Source organism: Anaerocolumna aminovalerica (assembly GCF_900115365.1).
Taxonomy (GTDB): Bacteria; Bacillota; Clostridia; order Lachnospirales; family Lachnospiraceae; genus Anaerocolumna; species Anaerocolumna aminovalerica.
Window position 1 is genome coordinate 36027 of the sequence record NZ_FOWD01000001.1, and the last position, 16101, is coordinate 52127.

Annotated in this window: 11 protein-coding genes and 1 pseudogene; 10 read left to right on the top strand and 2 right to left on the bottom strand. The window is 33.8% G+C overall.

What is annotated here, in order from left to right:
* The first annotated feature begins 88 nt into the window (after positions 1 to 88).
* The 5 genes and pseudogenes from BM183_RS00160 to BM183_RS21590 form a co-directional block, all read left to right on the top strand.
* Positions 89 to 3211, top strand: coding sequence for an ABC transporter permease family protein (locus tag BM183_RS00160; protein ID WP_139221456.1), 3123 nt, complete (start codon positions 89 to 91; stop codon positions 3209 to 3211).
* 16 nt (positions 3212 to 3227) lie between these two features.
* On the top strand, positions 3228 to 3887 hold the full coding sequence (locus BM183_RS00165; RefSeq protein ID WP_091683392.1) for an ABC transporter ATP-binding protein: 660 nt from the start codon (positions 3228 to 3230) through the stop codon (positions 3885 to 3887).
* A gap of 15 nt (positions 3888 to 3902) precedes the next feature.
* The gene (locus BM183_RS00170; RefSeq protein WP_091683394.1) at positions 3903 to 5735 is read left to right on the top strand and encodes an ABC transporter ATP-binding protein; all 1833 of its coding nucleotides are present in this window, start codon (positions 3903 to 3905) and stop codon (positions 5733 to 5735) included.
* The gene (locus BM183_RS00175) at positions 5729 to 7168 is read left to right on the top strand and encodes a S8 family serine peptidase (RefSeq protein WP_091683396.1); all 1440 of its coding nucleotides are present in this window, start codon (positions 5729 to 5731) and stop codon (positions 7166 to 7168) included. The genes BM183_RS00170 and BM183_RS00175 overlap by 7 nt, the downstream gene beginning before the upstream one ends.
* A gap of 45 nt (positions 7169 to 7213) precedes the next feature.
* Positions 7214 to 7431, top strand: a pseudogene (locus tag BM183_RS21590) (IS4 family transposase); the annotation flags it as partial.
* Between the two features lie 231 nt (positions 7432 to 7662).
* On the opposite strand, the gene BM183_RS00185 reads toward BM183_RS21590, so the two are convergent.
* Positions 7663 to 9048, bottom strand: coding sequence for an 8-oxoguanine deaminase (locus tag BM183_RS00185; protein WP_091683398.1), 1386 nt, complete (start codon positions 9046 to 9048; stop codon positions 7663 to 7665).
* 643 nt (positions 9049 to 9691) lie between these two features.
* On the opposite strand from BM183_RS00185, the gene BM183_RS00190 reads away from it, so the two are divergent.
* The 5 genes from BM183_RS00190 to BM183_RS00210 all read left to right on the top strand — a co-directional run bounded on the left by BM183_RS00190 (position 9692) and on the right by BM183_RS00210 (position 14858).
* Complete coding sequence (locus BM183_RS00190) at positions 9692 to 10888, top strand: pyridoxal phosphate-dependent aminotransferase (RefSeq protein WP_091683401.1); 1197 nt, start codon at positions 9692 to 9694, stop codon at positions 10886 to 10888.
* 345 nt (positions 10889 to 11233) lie between these two features.
* On the top strand, positions 11234 to 12034 hold the full coding sequence (gene proC, locus BM183_RS00195; RefSeq protein ID WP_091683403.1) for a pyrroline-5-carboxylate reductase: 801 nt from the start codon (positions 11234 to 11236) through the stop codon (positions 12032 to 12034).
* 265 nt (positions 12035 to 12299) lie between these two features.
* On the top strand, positions 12300 to 12827 hold the full coding sequence (locus tag BM183_RS00200; RefSeq protein ID WP_091683405.1) for an NUDIX domain-containing protein: 528 nt from the start codon (positions 12300 to 12302) through the stop codon (positions 12825 to 12827).
* A 367-nt stretch (positions 12828 to 13194) separates the two neighbouring features.
* Complete coding sequence (locus BM183_RS00205) at positions 13195 to 13803, top strand: stage II sporulation protein M (protein WP_091683407.1); 609 nt, start codon at positions 13195 to 13197, stop codon at positions 13801 to 13803.
* Between the two features lie 170 nt (positions 13804 to 13973).
* Positions 13974 to 14858: a tyrosine recombinase gene (locus BM183_RS00210; RefSeq protein ID WP_091683409.1), complete on the top strand. Its 885-nt coding sequence runs from the start codon at positions 13974 to 13976 to the stop codon at positions 14856 to 14858.
* 110 nt (positions 14859 to 14968) lie between these two features.
* Here BM183_RS00210 and BM183_RS00215 read toward each other — a convergent pair whose 3' ends face one another.
* Positions 14969 to 16030: a 3-deoxy-7-phosphoheptulonate synthase gene (locus tag BM183_RS00215; RefSeq protein WP_276326314.1), complete on the bottom strand. Its 1062-nt coding sequence runs from the start codon at positions 16028 to 16030 to the stop codon at positions 14969 to 14971.
* Positions 16031 to 16101 lie beyond the last annotated feature (71 nt).

The window sequence follows — 16101 nt, forward strand, 5'->3', positions numbered from 1 at the left end:
TGATGCATCAATGGTGTATCACAAACTTTTAAAAGTAATTCTATTTTATTTTCTCTTTTAAAAAATAAAAAAAGAAAAGGGGGAGTAGATGATGAGAAGAAATCCTTTTTTGAAGGCGGTGTTAAGAAAGCCATTTCGCTCCTTACTCATGTTGTTGCTAATGGGCGCTATCACCTATGGGATAACATCCCATGTAATTGAATATGTAATTGTATTACAGATGACAAACCAACTGGAGAAGTATTATAGACCTATAGGAACGTTGAAATCAGAAAATAATGATGTAACACGTGGCAGGGAATTGGTATCCCGCAGTCCTTACATAGAATTTGAAGATATAGGAAGGATACCTCAAGGTATATTACAAGGATTATATAATGCAGATGTAAGTAATAGTTTTAATAGAGCAAAAGCAGAAGAAATAAAACTAGAAAGTTATGTATCTGACATAGTTTTCTATGGAGTTTTGCAGGAAAAGAAGTATGTTGTGGTTGGAAGCGGACAATATCATTTTGTTTTTAAAATTAATAAAATGGAAGTGGGTTATCCCGATTATATGCCAGAGGATAATCTCATTCATGTAAAATATCAGCCTGAAACAGAGGGGGAATTAAAGGAGGAATATGACTCACTTATAGTTGGAGAGCAGTATTTGGTACGGGCATACTATGATGAAAACTCTCCTCAATCGATGAATCGTTCGGGGCAGATTATAGAGGGGAAAGTAGGAAAATGGTTTTTATTGGATAAACTTACGGATGATAATTTATACTTCTATCCCGTTAAAGAGGGTGATACAGTAGATTATAGTAACAGGAAATTAGCAGGCTTAAAAGAGCATTTAGAAATAGTAGACCAAAATCAGAGGTCTGTGGAAGTTTATGGAACAAAGGATATGAGTTTAATGCCTCCTTTTCAGGAAAGTTCTAGAACTTATTATCTTGTAGATGGAAGATGGCTGGACAGAGAAGATGATCTTAATAAGAAAAATGTATGCGTAGTTCATAGCTTTTTTGCTGAATGGAGAGGACTTTCCCTTGGTGATAAGATTAATATAGAATTGAGAGATATGGGTGGAGGTTATAACGGGTATATTATCCCACTATTTCCAGAAATATGGGATAATTGGAAAAACTATAAAACGGTAGAAAAAGAATTTGAAATCGTAGGAATATATGATTCGGTATATCTAGATCAATCTACTGCAAGAGGCAATCGAATCTTTGTTCCGGATTCTTGTATTCCGGAGAACTTTCTACTTCAAACGAGAGAAATGATAGATTCAAGCACTTATAGTTTTGTTTTAAAATCAGCAAAAGACCTGCAGGCATTTCTGATAGAGAACAAAAGTAAATTAGAAGGTATGGGAATAACCCTTTCCTTTATAGATAATGATGCAGATGATTTTGGAATTGCATCAAAGGCATTGAAAAAATCTACTCAAATGAGTGTAGCGATTTTTTCAGCTACATTTTTACCTGTTATGGTGATTGTTGCATTCTTTTATCTTAGTCAGCGCCGCAGAGAATTTGCGGTGGCTCGAGCAATGGGGATATCTAGAAGGTTAGCAATATATCAAGTAGGAGTAGCTGGCATATGGATAGGTTTTCCAGGGATTATTATAGGTGGGATAGTAGCACGGTATAAAACTCTAAAGGAAGCGAAAGATTTATTCAAGGATTTTGTAATGCCAGGAGTTATAGAATATAATTCTTCTCTTCGAATTTTCTGGTTGCTGCTTATGCTTCTGTTATTTTCTCTGTTTGTCATATTAATATTCTTAGGTAGTTGCTATATAGCAAATCAATCGGTTTTTGATTTGTTGCAAGGACAGAAGTTAAATATAGGAAGAAAAAATATGAGACAAATAAATCGTGAAAAAGTGGATTTACAACCTGATCCAAGTATTAAAACTGATGAAAAGGCAGAAGAAATTTTTTACTTTTCAGACTCTTACAAGGAATTTATGGTAGAGTCGATAGGAAAGACGAATGCTTCTAGAATATATAAACTTACCACTTCCATAGAGTATTTATATCGCCATATGTTTCGATCTTATGGTAAAATTCTCTTAATGTTTATTATTACACTTGGATTCATAACCACCTATAGTTGGTTTGATATAGCTATAGAGAAGAATAAGGTAGAAATAGATCAATTATATAATTCCATCGTAATAAAAGGTGAAATTCTTAATGAAGGTAGATTAGATTTTAGCAAAGGGGGAGGATTCATTAATCCCAAAGTAGTGAATAATTTACAAGATACCGGATTAATAAATGAAAGTTATTTGGAGAAAACAGCTCAAGTTAATGCATTAACAGGTTTTAATCCCCATAAAACTTATGACAGGGATGCTTTCATTCCCGGAGTTGCAGTAGTATCTTTTAATGAATGGAACCGTTTTTTTATAGAAACAGGAGCAGGTATTACTGTGGAATTTATGAAAGGGTATGATGAAAAAGTATTTATGGAGAGTGAAAGCGATGCAGTAGAAGCTATTGTGCCCGAAAGATTTATGAAGAAATTGGGAAAGAGATGGGGCGATATTGTTTATTTAATAATAAAAGAAGAATATACCCCATGTCGTATCATAGGAAGCTATGAAGGGGAGCTTTCAAATGCAGTTTTAAGTGACACGATTATCATGTCGGAATATCATATGCAGCAATTAATGGGTAATAATTTTTTTTATGTAGTAACAAAATTTAAGTTTAATCCGGCTAAAAATAAGGAATTAATCCAAAAGGAAAAAGAACTTAAAGAAATGGTATCCAGTGCTAAATTTGGATCTATTGAGCCAAAGCTTATGATATGGGATGCGGAGCTACAGCAAGTAATAGAGCCAATGGAACGAAATCTTTCCTTTTTAAAGATAATATATCCTATAGCAGTGATTGTGTTTACTTTGATTGGAGGAGTTCTCAACTTTCTAATAATATCATTTCGTGCAAAGGAAGCAGCCATTATGAGAATATTAGGGGGAGCTAAGAGAAAAGTTAGAATTCTTTTTACAGTAGAGCAAGGGATTATCTATTTAACAGGTATGATATTAGGTGCTATATTAATTGCAATGTTGCAAGGTGGAATTTCACCTAATATACAGATGAACATTTTATTATATGTAACAGGATGTACGTTAGGTTCTATTTTGGGAAGTATTTTTGTAACTAATAAAATACCTCTGGAATTGCTTCAGGTAAAGGAATAGGAGGAATAGTGTTATCATGGCAGAATTAAAACTTAGTGAAGTATGCTATCAGTATAAAAATAGTAAACAGAAAGTATTAAAGGGAATTTCCTGTGATTTTCAGGGGGGAAAGTTATGTGCAATTGTAGGACCATCAGGAAGTGGAAAGACAACACTACTATCTATCCTTGCCGGATTGGATCGTCCTTCAGAGGGAAAAGTATATATTAATGGGGATGATCTGACAACGCTTGATTTAGATGCATACCGCAGGGAGCGTGTAGCTATGATTTTTCAATCCTTTCAGTTATTTCCTCTACTTACAATATTAGAAAATGTAAGCTATCCAATGGAGAATAATGGTATACCTAAGAAAGAAGCGAGAGAAAGAGCAGGTAAACTTTTACTGATGTTAGGAATTACAGAAGAAAAGCACAAACGTTTTCCATCAAAGTTATCAGGAGGGGAGCAACAGCGTGTTGCTATTGCTCGTGCTTTAGCAACAGGAGCAAAAGTACTGCTGGCGGATGAACCCACCGGTAATTTAGACCGTGAAAACACGCTCCATATATTAGATATACTAAAAAAATTTGCCCATGAAGAAGGATATTGTGTGATTGTGGTAACACATGACCAGGAAGTGGCGAGTATATCCGATCGGGTGTGGAGGATGCAGGATGGAATACTCACAATATAAAATAGGAGTGTTTCGATGATAAAGATAAAAGCAATTAGGAATCATGTTATAGAATACATGGGTGCATTATTTTATTGTATGAAATTATCCTGGAACGCCTCGAAATATTATACAACGTTTAGAATTATCTGTGGGATAGTATTACCCGTTTTAGGAATTGCCAATGCCTTTTTAGGAAAGTATTTAATCAATTTACTTACGGGAGTTTTCATTGTACAGGATAAGAATATTGTATTTTTATCTTTAATGGCTGGTATATTTATTATTGGATTCCTGCAAAGAGGAGGAGGCTCCTTAGAGCAGTATATGCAATCTATGCATGATAATATTTTAAATGAAAAGCTTTCTATTATGATTATGGATTGTTCTGTAAAGGCAGATTTAGAACATTTTGATAATACGGTGTATTATGATAAGTTACAGGCAGCAGCACGTGATTCTTTTTCCATGGTACATATTATGTGGAATGCCTTGCTATTTTTAAGCGCCTCGATATCATTTATCGGAATATTCGCAGTGCTATGGTTGGCAAATCCATTTTTTGGGATTCTATTAACCATAGCCGCAATTCCCAGTACAGCTATGTCTATGAAATATACCAAATCCATTTATCGTTTAAGCATGGAACAGCTAAAAAACGAACGAAGAAAAGGATATTTTCAAGGAATTGCATTGGATAAACGATTTGCACAAGATGTTCGTTTATTTAACATTGGTGGATTTTTAAAAGAAAAGCACTATTCGCTGTGGAAAGAAGTATTTGGAGAACAAAGAAAGGTTGCACGAAAACGTACAGCAGCTGCCATACTTTGGGAATGTCTTCCTGAAATAGTATCCATGGCAATAGGAATAAGTATTGGATTTAAAATTTTCAACGGAACATCCACTGTGGGAGACTATTCACTGTATACTGGACTAATCGTACAATTTTTATCTTCATTTTCAAGATTGTCACTTTCTTTTACCAATATTTACGATAATAAATTAAGAATTATCAATCTAAAAAGTATCTTTGAGTTTGAAAATCATGTATTAGATCATGGTAAACTTGAGTTAGAAAAGGTTGATACTATTGAATTCCAGCATGTGAGTTTTGCTTATCCAAATACAAATAAATGGGTATTGGAAGATTTAAGCTTTTGTCTTTCAAAAGACGAGAAGACAGCATTTGTAGGAATTAATGGTTCAGGAAAAACAACTCTTATTAAGTTGATTTTGCGAATGTATGATCCGAAGATTGGAACGATAAAGATTAATGGAATTGATTTAAAAGAATATCGTTTGGAAAGTCTTCGAGCTAACTTTAGTGTATATTTTCAAGAGATGGGTAATTATTGCCTTAGCTTATCTGAAAATATAACAATTAGTGATATTAAGCGTAAAGGTGAAGGTAACCTTGTACTGAATGTATTAAAAGAAAACTGTAGTGAAGATATTTTAGAAAAAGCCCCAAAAGGACTTTCCAGTAGCTTGACTCGTATTTTTGATGAAGATGGAGTAGAATTGTCCGGTGGGCAGCATCAGAAGTTAGCACTTGCCAGAACGATTTACCGAAGAAATACAGCGTTGATTCTGGACGAGCCATCTTCAAACCTTGATCCTAAGGCAGAGCATGATATTTTTGAGAACTTAAAAACAATAACAGATGGGAAATTGACGATTTTTACATCCCACAGGCTTTCTAATATTTCACTTGCTGATCGAATTATTGTATTAGAAAAAGGAAAGATAGTGGAGGATGGAAATCAGAGGCAGTTATTAAAAAATAATAAACAATATGCTGAACTATATAGATATCAGCAGGAAAAATTTCGTATGGATGAAGAAGACGGAGGTATTATGTGCTGATTGCAATTATTGATGATGGAATAGATAAATCAAAGCTTTTATATCATAATATTAAATATAATCTGTTTGTCGATAATAATAATAAGATAAGGGAATGGGATTCTGAAAAGCATATTTTTACACAGCATGGAACAATATGTGCACATATTATTGAAAAATATGCTCCAAAAGCAGAGTTTATTAGTATATCGGTATTTCAAAATACAGAATTAAAGACAAATTGTGAACGCCTTTTTGTTGCCCTCAACTGGTGTTTGGAGAAAAGAATTCAGCTTATTCATATGAGTATTGGTACAGAACAACTAAACGATTCTTTAATGATTCGACCTGTAATTGCAAGAATGCTTATGCAGGGGCAGGTTATAGTAGCGGCTGGTAATAATAAAGGAAGTTATACTATACCGGCATGTCTTAGCGGTGTTATAGGAGTGATTGCAGATAAGAAGCTGAAGGGATTTGCCTTTAATACATGTTATTCTGAAAAAGGAATTCTTTTATCGGCATCGTCAAAGCATATGTTGATAGACTCACTGGGTAATGTGTTTAAAACAGATATTTCTAATAGCTATGCTGCTCCAACTGTAACAGCCGCCATTCATAATATTTTAGTAAGTCATGAACCATATTCTGTGTCAGTCCCCTTATTATATAGAGAATTAACAGGAGAAAAATTAGACCATCAGTTTATTCGACCTGACTTTATAGAAGATGCCGATATTCTTAATTTAAGTGGGGAAAGCCTGCTGAATAAGAGATTCTTTTTTTCGCGTTTCCGAGAATTTACAATGATTGAGAGTTTATTAAATGAGATTGAATTTTGGAAAAGCTTTGTTTTTATACCATCTCCGGATGAAAATGAAAATAAGAAAGTAATCAATTTTATAAAAGAGTATCATAAACAATGGAAAGGAATTTTGTTAGCAGGAAAAATAGAGAGAGAATCTTTAGTTGAATTGGAGGATATTTTAATATGGGATGAATATAACTGGGGAATTTTAAAAGAAGATTGTTTCGAATACGCTTTAAAAGAAAAGGAGTGCCCAACCATTTTTATTGCTAGTGATGATAAAAATGGTATTGATTTAGCGTGTGATTTACAAAAATTATTTCAAGAAGAAGGATACCAGTGTATTTGTGCATCCAACCAAAAATATTCATATTTATACGGATTAGAATATATCCCTTCAAAAATGTTGCTAAATGAGGCTGTCCAACATCTTAATGTTATATATGAACCGGATTTGATTATTTTTTGTTCTAGGAAACAGTATATTAATGAAAATGTAATGGAAGATATGAACAATTATATAATTGAATTTAATATAAAAATAGGTGAAAAAGAAGAAACTATAAACCAAAGTTCCATAGCATATCCTTATGACAAGTTTGAACTCAAGAATCTATATCAATATATTACTGCATATTTTTCATAATAGTTTATATTTTGGAAATAGACAACTTAGAGCTTCTTAACAAGACGTATGCTAACACTTGGATGGTCTAATGGAAGTACCTTCCTTCCTGTTAACAGTATTCTTTTTTCTACTGAGAATGCAAAGAATCGGATCAATGAATCAATTTCTCTAGATAAAAGAACAGTTGGATATAAACGTCGACAGCTTTCTATGACCAAGGAGATAGATGTAATGCTCAAACTCCTAAAAAATGCAAAACTGTAGGCATTCCTGCAAAATATCCATCCACGTTGAGATTACAGCTGTAGGTAGAATAAATACTCAACGTTGACAATTTAATAACTGCCAGATATTGAATTGTCAAGGTGCATAGCTAAAGTCTATGTGCGAAGTTTGAGTAATTATATAATATTGGAATATGATTTTTGGTATGTTTTCTCAATAAACGGCTTAATTGAGTATTTTTTGTAGGAGGAAACATATTAAAATCATATTCCAACATATGGATATGGCTATTTACTTAATAACTCTTTTACAACTTTTCTGCCCTCAGCAGCAACCTTTTCTTCATCAATGTTCTGAAGTATTCCGTCTCTTACTACAACTTCACCTTGAACCATAGTCAGAGCTACAGGTTCCTTTGTTCCGATGGTGGCAAGCATGGATTTTGTATCATAATCTGCACCTACCAGTTCAGCTTTTGTACTGTCTACCATGAATAAATCTGCCATCATACCTTTTGCTAACTGCCCAATATCATTTCTTCCAAGAATCTTTGCGCTGCCATTGGTAGCAATCTTTAATATATCATAACCACTTGGAGCCTGTTTACTGGAATTCAAACGGTGTAACAGGTAAGACACCCTTATTTCTTCCATGAGATTGGATGCATCGTTACTTGCACTGCCGTCAACGGCCAAACCAACCGGAACGCCAAGTTCTAACATTCTTGGAATCTTTGCAATGCCGGAGGACAATTTCATATTAGAAATAGGACAGTGGGCAACCCCCGTACCGGTATCTGCTAATAGTTTTAATTCTTCCTCGTTAAAATGTATGCCGTGAGCAAACCATACATCATTGCCAATCCAACCTAGCCTCTCCATGTATTCTAAAGGTCTGACACCATATCTTTCTAAAGTATATTTTTCTTCATCAATTGTTTCCGTCAGATGTGTGTGTAATCTTACACCCAGGCTTCTTGCCAATATGGCACTTTCCTTTAATAAGTCAGAAGAGACACTAAAGGGTGAACATGGAGCCAATGCAACTTGTCTCAAAGAGCCTTTATTAGGATTATGGTATTTGCTTACAAGCCGTTCACTGTCTTTTAAGATGGAATCGATATCCTGTACTACAGAATCAGGAGGTAGACCACCGTCTTTTTTGCTTAGATCCATACTGCCTCTGGAAGCGAACATTCTGATGCCTAAATTGGAAGCTGCTTCAAACTGAGCATCGATTAACTGTGAACCGCCTTGATTTGGGAATACATAATGATGGTCAAAACATGTAGTACAGCCATGTTTCATTAATTCACCCATACCAAGCAAAGAACTGTACCTGATAACATCGGCATCAATATTCTTCCATATTTCATATAAAGTTTTAAGCCAATCAAAGAGTTCCATGTTTTGAACTTGCGGAAGGTTTCTTGTAAAGTACTGATATAAATGATGATGTGTATTAATTAAGCCGGGATATATAATCATATTAGATGCATCGATTATTTCATCTGCAATAAATTCCTTAGGATTATCCGGATCTGAAGAACCGATTTCTTTAATTTCCCCATTTTCAATATAAATGTAACCATTCTCGTATAAATTGTCATTTTCGTCACAGGTCACGATACATTTTGCATTTTTAATCCACGTTGTTCTCATTGTTTTGTCCATTGCGCCTGTCCCATTTTGATTTCATGGAATACTGCCATGTAAATCCCAGTAAAAGGCAGCTGCAATTTAATCCTTTCTTTGTGTTTTTTTGAAATTCATTGTATGAATTTCTTTTGCCTTGCTTTGAATTCTTTGTTTTAACTTGAAAGCTATCATACTATGAGATGAAATTTTATGGTTATATAGTATAGTTTTTGCTTCCCCACAGCATGCTTCTTGTATAAAATATAACATAATTCTTTAAAAATCTCAACTTAAACAGGTATTGGAATATGGATAAATTGTAAGAATATATGATGAAAGAGATGGTTTTGGTGTGATTTTTTATAGCTTCACTCATACAGTTATTACTATTAATTATAGATACTATAATTGGTGTTTATAATTATAAAAAAGTGATTGATTTTTTGCATAAATATTGCATCAGAATATAATTTTTAGCTTGCAATATGAAAAAGAATCATATAGAATGTAAATTAAAATTTGGTGTATTATTGTATACAATAATAAAATGCAAGTATATATTAGTATTAATTTCAAAAGATGGAAATTCTCATGGATTTATGATGGAGAATATTTTATTATCCGGGAATCAGAATATTATTAGGAAACGTATTCCATAGGCTATTTAAGGAGGAGAACTATGTCATTAACATTATCAAAGAAAGCGCAGGCGGTAAAGCCATCTTCAACACTTGCAATTACTGCAAGAGCAAAAGAATTAAAATTACAAGGTATCGATGTGGTAGGTTTTGGAGCAGGAGAACCTGACTTTAACACCCCTGATAATATTAACGAAGCTGCCATAAAGGCAATTCATGATGGATTTACCAAATATACTCCTGCTTCAGGTACTATAGAATTAAAAGAGGCAATCTGTAAGAAGTTCAAGATTTTTAATAAATTAAATTATTCATCTGATCAGATTGTAATAAGCAATGGTGGAAAGCATTCTTTAACTAATATATTTGAAGCAATTTTAAATCCCGGAGATGAAGTGATTATACCGGCACCTTTTTGGTTAAGCTATCCGGAAATCGTAAAATTAGCAGATGGTGTACCAGTAATTATTCGTGCTGACAAATCTCAGAACTATAAAGTAACAGCTGAGCAAATTGCAGCTGCCTGTACAGATAAAACAAAAGCTTTTATATTAAACTCCCCATGCAACCCTACAGGAATGATTTATACAAAAGAAGAGTTGGAATCTATAGCAAACGTAATTATTGAAAAAGACATTTATGTAATATCCGATGAAATATATGAATATCTGGTATATGGTGACAATGAACATATAAGCATTGGTTCTTTAAACGAAGAAATATACAAGAGAACCATTACTTGCAGCGGATTATCTAAAAGTTATTCCATGACCGGATGGAGAATAGGATATACCGGATCTTCCAAAGAAATAGCAAAATTGATGGGCAGTATACAAAGCCATCAGACCTCTAATCCTAACTCCATTGCACAAAAGGCTGCCACAGAAGCTTTAAATGGCCCTCAGGAGACGGTTCATATTATGAACATGGAATTTAACAACAGAAGAGAATATATGATGAAAAGAATAGATGCAATGCCTTATGTAGATGCAATCACTCCTTTAGGGGCTTTCTACCTGTTTGTAGATACCACTGAAGTATTAAAGAAGGAGTATAAAGGTAAAACAATCGAAACCACTGCAAGACTTGCAGAAATTCTGATTGATGATTATAATGTAGCTGTAGTACCTTGTGGTGATTTTGGATTTGACGATCATATCCGTTTATCTTATGCAATTTCTATTGAGCAGATTGAAAAAGGATTGGATCGTATCGAGAAATTATTGAAAGCTCTTTAGTTAGAAAATATTATTATGGTGAGTAATTAAAGTGAGATTATGGTATTCTTGACCGAATCACATCGAAGCTCAATGAACTACATGGATCGGGAACTCCATGCAGATCTCAAAGGGAATCAGATATTTGGAATGTTAACAAATCTCGATTGTAGTGTTAAGATCATGAACATTCTCTATGTTTATGATATAATAAAAACGGAATGAGGAAAATACAAGCTTGCTTGAATATTCTGAGTGGAGTGCCAAGATCATGAACAGGCTTTCTGTTCATGATATAATAATATTATTTTTTGATTGCTTATTTAAAACTAAGCAGGCCTATAATAATTTACAGGAGGAAATATAATGGACAAATTTGGATTTATTGGCTGTGGTAATATGGGTTATCCAATGCTTCAGGGAGTTAAGAATGTTTTTGGACCGGATTTCGTTGTCTTTACAACTGCAAGTGCAGAAAGACGTGAATTAATAAAGAAGGAAACCGGAGTTTCCCGTGTATCTGATAATGCTTCCATTGTAGCCTCTTGTAAATACATTATTCTTGCTGTTAAACCTCAAAAATACGAAGAGGTTTTTAATGAAATTAAGGATTATGTAACCAAAGACCATATTGTAATATCTATTGCAGTAGGTTTTCCTATTGAGAATATTAAGAAATCACTGGGGTCTTTTGTAAGGGTAGTTCGGGCAATGCCTAATACGCCTGCTTTGGTAGGGGAGGGCATGACCGGTATCTGTTTCTCAGAAGATACATTTACAGAACAAGAAAAAAGTATCATTGACCGGTTTTTCTGCTCCTTTGGCAGATACGAGATCTTTGATGAAAAACTAATGGATGCAGTGGCCTGTGCCAGCGGAAGTTCACCTGCTTATGTTTATATGTTTATAGAAGCTTTGGCAGACAGTGTAGTAAAGTATGGAATACCAAGAGATAAAGCCTATGATTTAGTTTCCCAGACCGTATTAGGTGCAGCAAAGATGGTTTTAGAAACCAGGGAACATCCAGGTAAACTAAAAGACCAAGTATGTTCTCCAGGGGGTACTACCATAGCAGGTGTTGCAGCACTTGAGGAAAATGGGTTCCGAAATGCCGTTATTAAGGCTACGGATGCTTGTTATGCTAAGGCGAATAGTATGAAAAAATAATATAAATAAGTAATGTAAATAAATAATAAAAATAAATAATATAACTAATATAAAAATAATGATAGGTTTTTAAAAAATAAACATTATAATAATATATGGAATAATGCTATAAGGAATAATGCTATAAGAAATAGAGATAAGGTATAGAGATATAAGGAATAATGATATAAAGAATAATATATAAAGAAACAATAAAAGAGATTATAAAATACATATATTAAAATGAAATATAAGAGCTATTAAATATTAAGAAAAGAGAATAACTATGAGCGAGCATAAAAGATTACAAAGAGATCTTATTTATAAGGGACACATTGTAAATGTATATGAAGATACTATGCAGTTACCGGACGGCAGAACTGCAAAGTGGGATTTTATAGAACATAAAGGTGCAGCAGCCATTATACCGGTTGATAATGATGGAAAGATCATTATGGTAAGGCAATATCGGAATGCTCCGGAGCAATATGTTCTTGAAATACCTGCAGGGGGATTAAATCCCGGAGAAGACATGAAAACCTGTGCGGCAAGAGAATTAGAAGAAGAAACAGGTTACCGTTCGGAAAATATAGAACATCTCATTGATATCCATACCACCGTAGGATTTTGTAACGAAAAAATCGGAATATATTGTGCGTTTGATTTAATTCCATCTCAGCAGAAACTGGATGAAGATGAATATGTGGCAATAGAAAAGTATTCCTTGGATGAATTGGTTTCACTTATTTATAATGGAACAATTACAGATGGAAAGACCGTATCCGGTATTCTGGCTTATAAGAATAAGATATGATTTAAAAACAGATAATTGGCATATTTATAAAAGCCTGTATATAGAGAGTATTTAACACATAGATGTTAATACTCTTTATTTTTTTACTGGAAATTGTCCTTGAAAAAACCAATCTCCTATAAGAAGCTGATTTCCAATAAGAACTTGCTCTCCAATAAGAACTAGTTATCTTATAAGAACAGATATCTTATAGAAACCTGGTATCTTATAAATATCTGATATTATAGTGCTACCCGGCTATATTATTATCATCAGGGCAACAGAAAGTCTGGAATACTTTCTCTGCTAAAATCATATGTTATGATAATAGTTTAATTGTACAACTTCTAAAATCTTATTGTTACACATATGGTCAGGGGGCTAGTTTATGAATTTCTTAAAAGCAAAACTACGAAAGCTTGGAGAAGTGAAATTCGGAATTCTTATTCTTGGGGTTGGAATTTTTTTAGGTCTTTTATTCGCCATTGTCTTTAAAAGACTGTACTGGAATCAGATTAACATAATAGATGATGAATATATATCAAAAATAAGAGAAACTGTTTTTGACTATAGGGTTTTACTAAGATATGTTTTATGGAACAATTTAAAAATTTTTATTCTGTTTTGGGTATTCTGTTCCACAGCATTAGGAATACCATATATAGCATTATCACTGGTTTATGGAGGATTCCGGGTAGGATTATTTGTAACTGTCATTATGATGCGGTACGGAATTAAGGGTGTATTGCTCTTATTCGCTTATACTTTTCCACAAATCATTGTGTATGTACCTGTTGCTTTTGTCAGTTTAAGAGCTGGCTACTGGCTGTGCAAAAGCATGTATCATGAAACAAGACTTGGTTCAAAGGGTAAAGTGGAAAGAGTAATAAAACACATTGGACTTATATTTGTACTTGGAATTATTTTAACTTTTGGATGTTTAATAGAAACATACATAGGTTCTTTTATATTACAAAAGATTCTATACCTATTCTAAAAATCAAGTTACTGTATGTAAAATTATGCAAGTTTATCTTGTATCATTTCTTTACACAAACATAAAAAAATGTTAAAATAAAGAAAGCATGTAGTAAAACAGAAACTATAAAATACATATGGGTAGATTTAAGTATTTAACAAATGCTTGTACAAAGGAGAGAGGTAAGAATGGAGAGTTCGTTGCGGGATTTTTTAATGTATATGAAAGATGTAAAAAATGTTTCACAAAATACCTTGTTGTCTTATAAAAATGATATAGCAAAATTATTTCGTCATTTGAACAAACAGAATATAACAGATGTAGGGAAGATAAGTGAGACAAGCTTAAATTCCTATGTGCTGCATATGGAAAGAAACGGGATGTCACCTGCAACGGTATCAAGAAATATTGCTTCTATAAAAGCATTTACCTTTTATCTCATAAAAAAGGGAAAATTACATCAAGATCCTACAGAACGTATGAAATCACCAAAAGTTGAGAAAAAGCCTCCCCATACTTTAACATTAGAGGAAGTGAACCGTCTATTGGAGATGCCTAAGACGGATAATATAAAAGGAATCAGGGATAAAGCAATGTTAGAATTATTGTACGCAACAGGAATTCGAGTATCTGAACTGATTTCTTTAAAAGTTGAAGATATAAATATGAAAAGTCATTATATTGTATGCTGTGGTTCTAAAAATGAGCGAATTATACCATTTGGCTCCATGGCGGGAAAAGCACTGGATAATTATTTTCAACATGGAAGAGAAGAATTTCTGAAAGAAAAAGAATCGGATATTTGTTTTATGAATGTTTCCGGTGAACCCATGAGCCGCCAGGGTTTTTGGAAAATCATAAAAGCATACGGAAATTCTGCAGGAATAACCCATGAAATTACACCCCAGATTTTAAGACACTCTTTTGCACTTCATATGTTAGAAAATGGTGCTGATGTTGCCAGCATTCAAGAATTACTAGGCCATACCGATGCTGCTACGGCTCAAGTCTATCTTGGAAACCGAAGTAAAAAAATCCGTGATGTCTATATGGGGGCACACCCTCGGGCATAATTAAGATAGAACACATGGATTTAAAAAATGTCATCCTGAACTTATAAAGCGAAGAATCTTATTTACATGAATTAGATTCTTCGCTTTTTATGTTCAGGATGATTTATAGATTATAGATGATCTGCAATAAAGTAGATTAGTTTTTCGGATTCTTCCCAACCCAAACATGGATCTGTTATGGATTTACCATAAATATGTTGGGAAACTTTTTGATTACCCGGTTCGATATAGCTTTCAATCATGACACCTTTTACCATGTTGGCAATGTCTTTATTTACAGAACGGCTGTGAAGTACTTCACTAATAATTCTTGGCTGCTCAGAATAAACTTTGTTGGAATTGTTATGGTTTGCATCAATGATAGTAGCAGGATTTGCTAAATCCCGCTCATTGTACATTTCAAACAAACGGGCTAAATCTTCATAATGATAATTAGGAATACTATTGCCGTGCTTGTTTACAGCACCTCTAAGAATGGTGTGAGCAAGAGGATTTCCGGAAGTGCTTACTTCGTAGGAACGATACAGGAAAGTATGCTGTCCTTGGGCTGCTACTACAGAGTTTAGCATTACGGAGAAATCTCCGCTGGTGGGGTTCTTCATTCCTGCGGGACAGTCCATGCCGCTTATGGTCAAACGGTGCTGTTGGTCTTCAACAGAACGTGCTCCAACTGCAACATAGGACAATATGTCCTCTACATAGGGCCAGTTTTCCGGATACAACATTTCATCTGCTGCAGTAAGGCCGGTTTCAGCTATGGCGCGAAGATGCATTTTACGCATAGCAATAAGTCCTTCATGCAAGTCTGGCTCTTTCTCTGGATCTGGTTGATGTACAATTCCTTTATAACCTTCCCCCGTTGTTCTTGGCTTATTGGTATAGATTCTTGGAATAATAATTATTTTATCTTTTACCTTTTCCTGCACCTTTGCAAGTCTGGTTATATAATCACAAACAGCATCTTCGTGATCTGCAGAACAAGGGCCAATAATAACTAGGAATTTGTCAGATGCTCCTGTTAACACGTCTTGTATTTTTTCATCTCTTTCTTTTTTTATCAAAGCATCTTTTTCTGGTAAGGGATAAGTTTGAATCAACTCAGAAGGAGAGATTACTTTTTTCTTAAATATAAAACTCATAGTATGAATCTCCTTTACTTTAGTTAACGAAATTAGTTTTTTACATTTTATACTCTTTACTATGTTAAGTCAACTAATTCCGGGTAAACAGTTGAAATTTGGAC

Coding starts and splice junctions, on each gene's coding strand:
- BM183_RS00205 (WP_091683407.1), top strand. CDS start 13,195: ATGAATTTCTTAAAAGCAAAACTACGAAAGCTTGGAGAAGTGAAATTC.
- BM183_RS00210 (WP_091683409.1), top strand. CDS start 13,974: ATGGAGAGTTCGTTGCGGGATTTTTTAATGTATATGAAAGATGTAAAA.
- proC (WP_091683403.1), top strand. CDS start 11,234: ATGGACAAATTTGGATTTATTGGCTGTGGTAATATGGGTTATCCAATG.
- BM183_RS00165 (WP_091683392.1), top strand. CDS start 3,228: ATGGCAGAATTAAAACTTAGTGAAGTATGCTATCAGTATAAAAATAGT.
- BM183_RS00200 (WP_091683405.1), top strand. CDS start 12,300: ATGAGCGAGCATAAAAGATTACAAAGAGATCTTATTTATAAGGGACAC.
- BM183_RS00170 (WP_091683394.1), top strand. CDS start 3,903: ATGATAAAGATAAAAGCAATTAGGAATCATGTTATAGAATACATGGGT.
- BM183_RS00160 (WP_139221456.1), top strand. CDS start 89: ATGATGAGAAGAAATCCTTTTTTGAAGGCGGTGTTAAGAAAGCCATTT.
- BM183_RS00185 (WP_091683398.1), bottom strand. CDS start 9,048: ATGGACAAAACAATGAGAACAACGTGGATTAAAAATGCAAAATGTATC.
- BM183_RS00190 (WP_091683401.1), top strand. CDS start 9,692: ATGTCATTAACATTATCAAAGAAAGCGCAGGCGGTAAAGCCATCTTCA.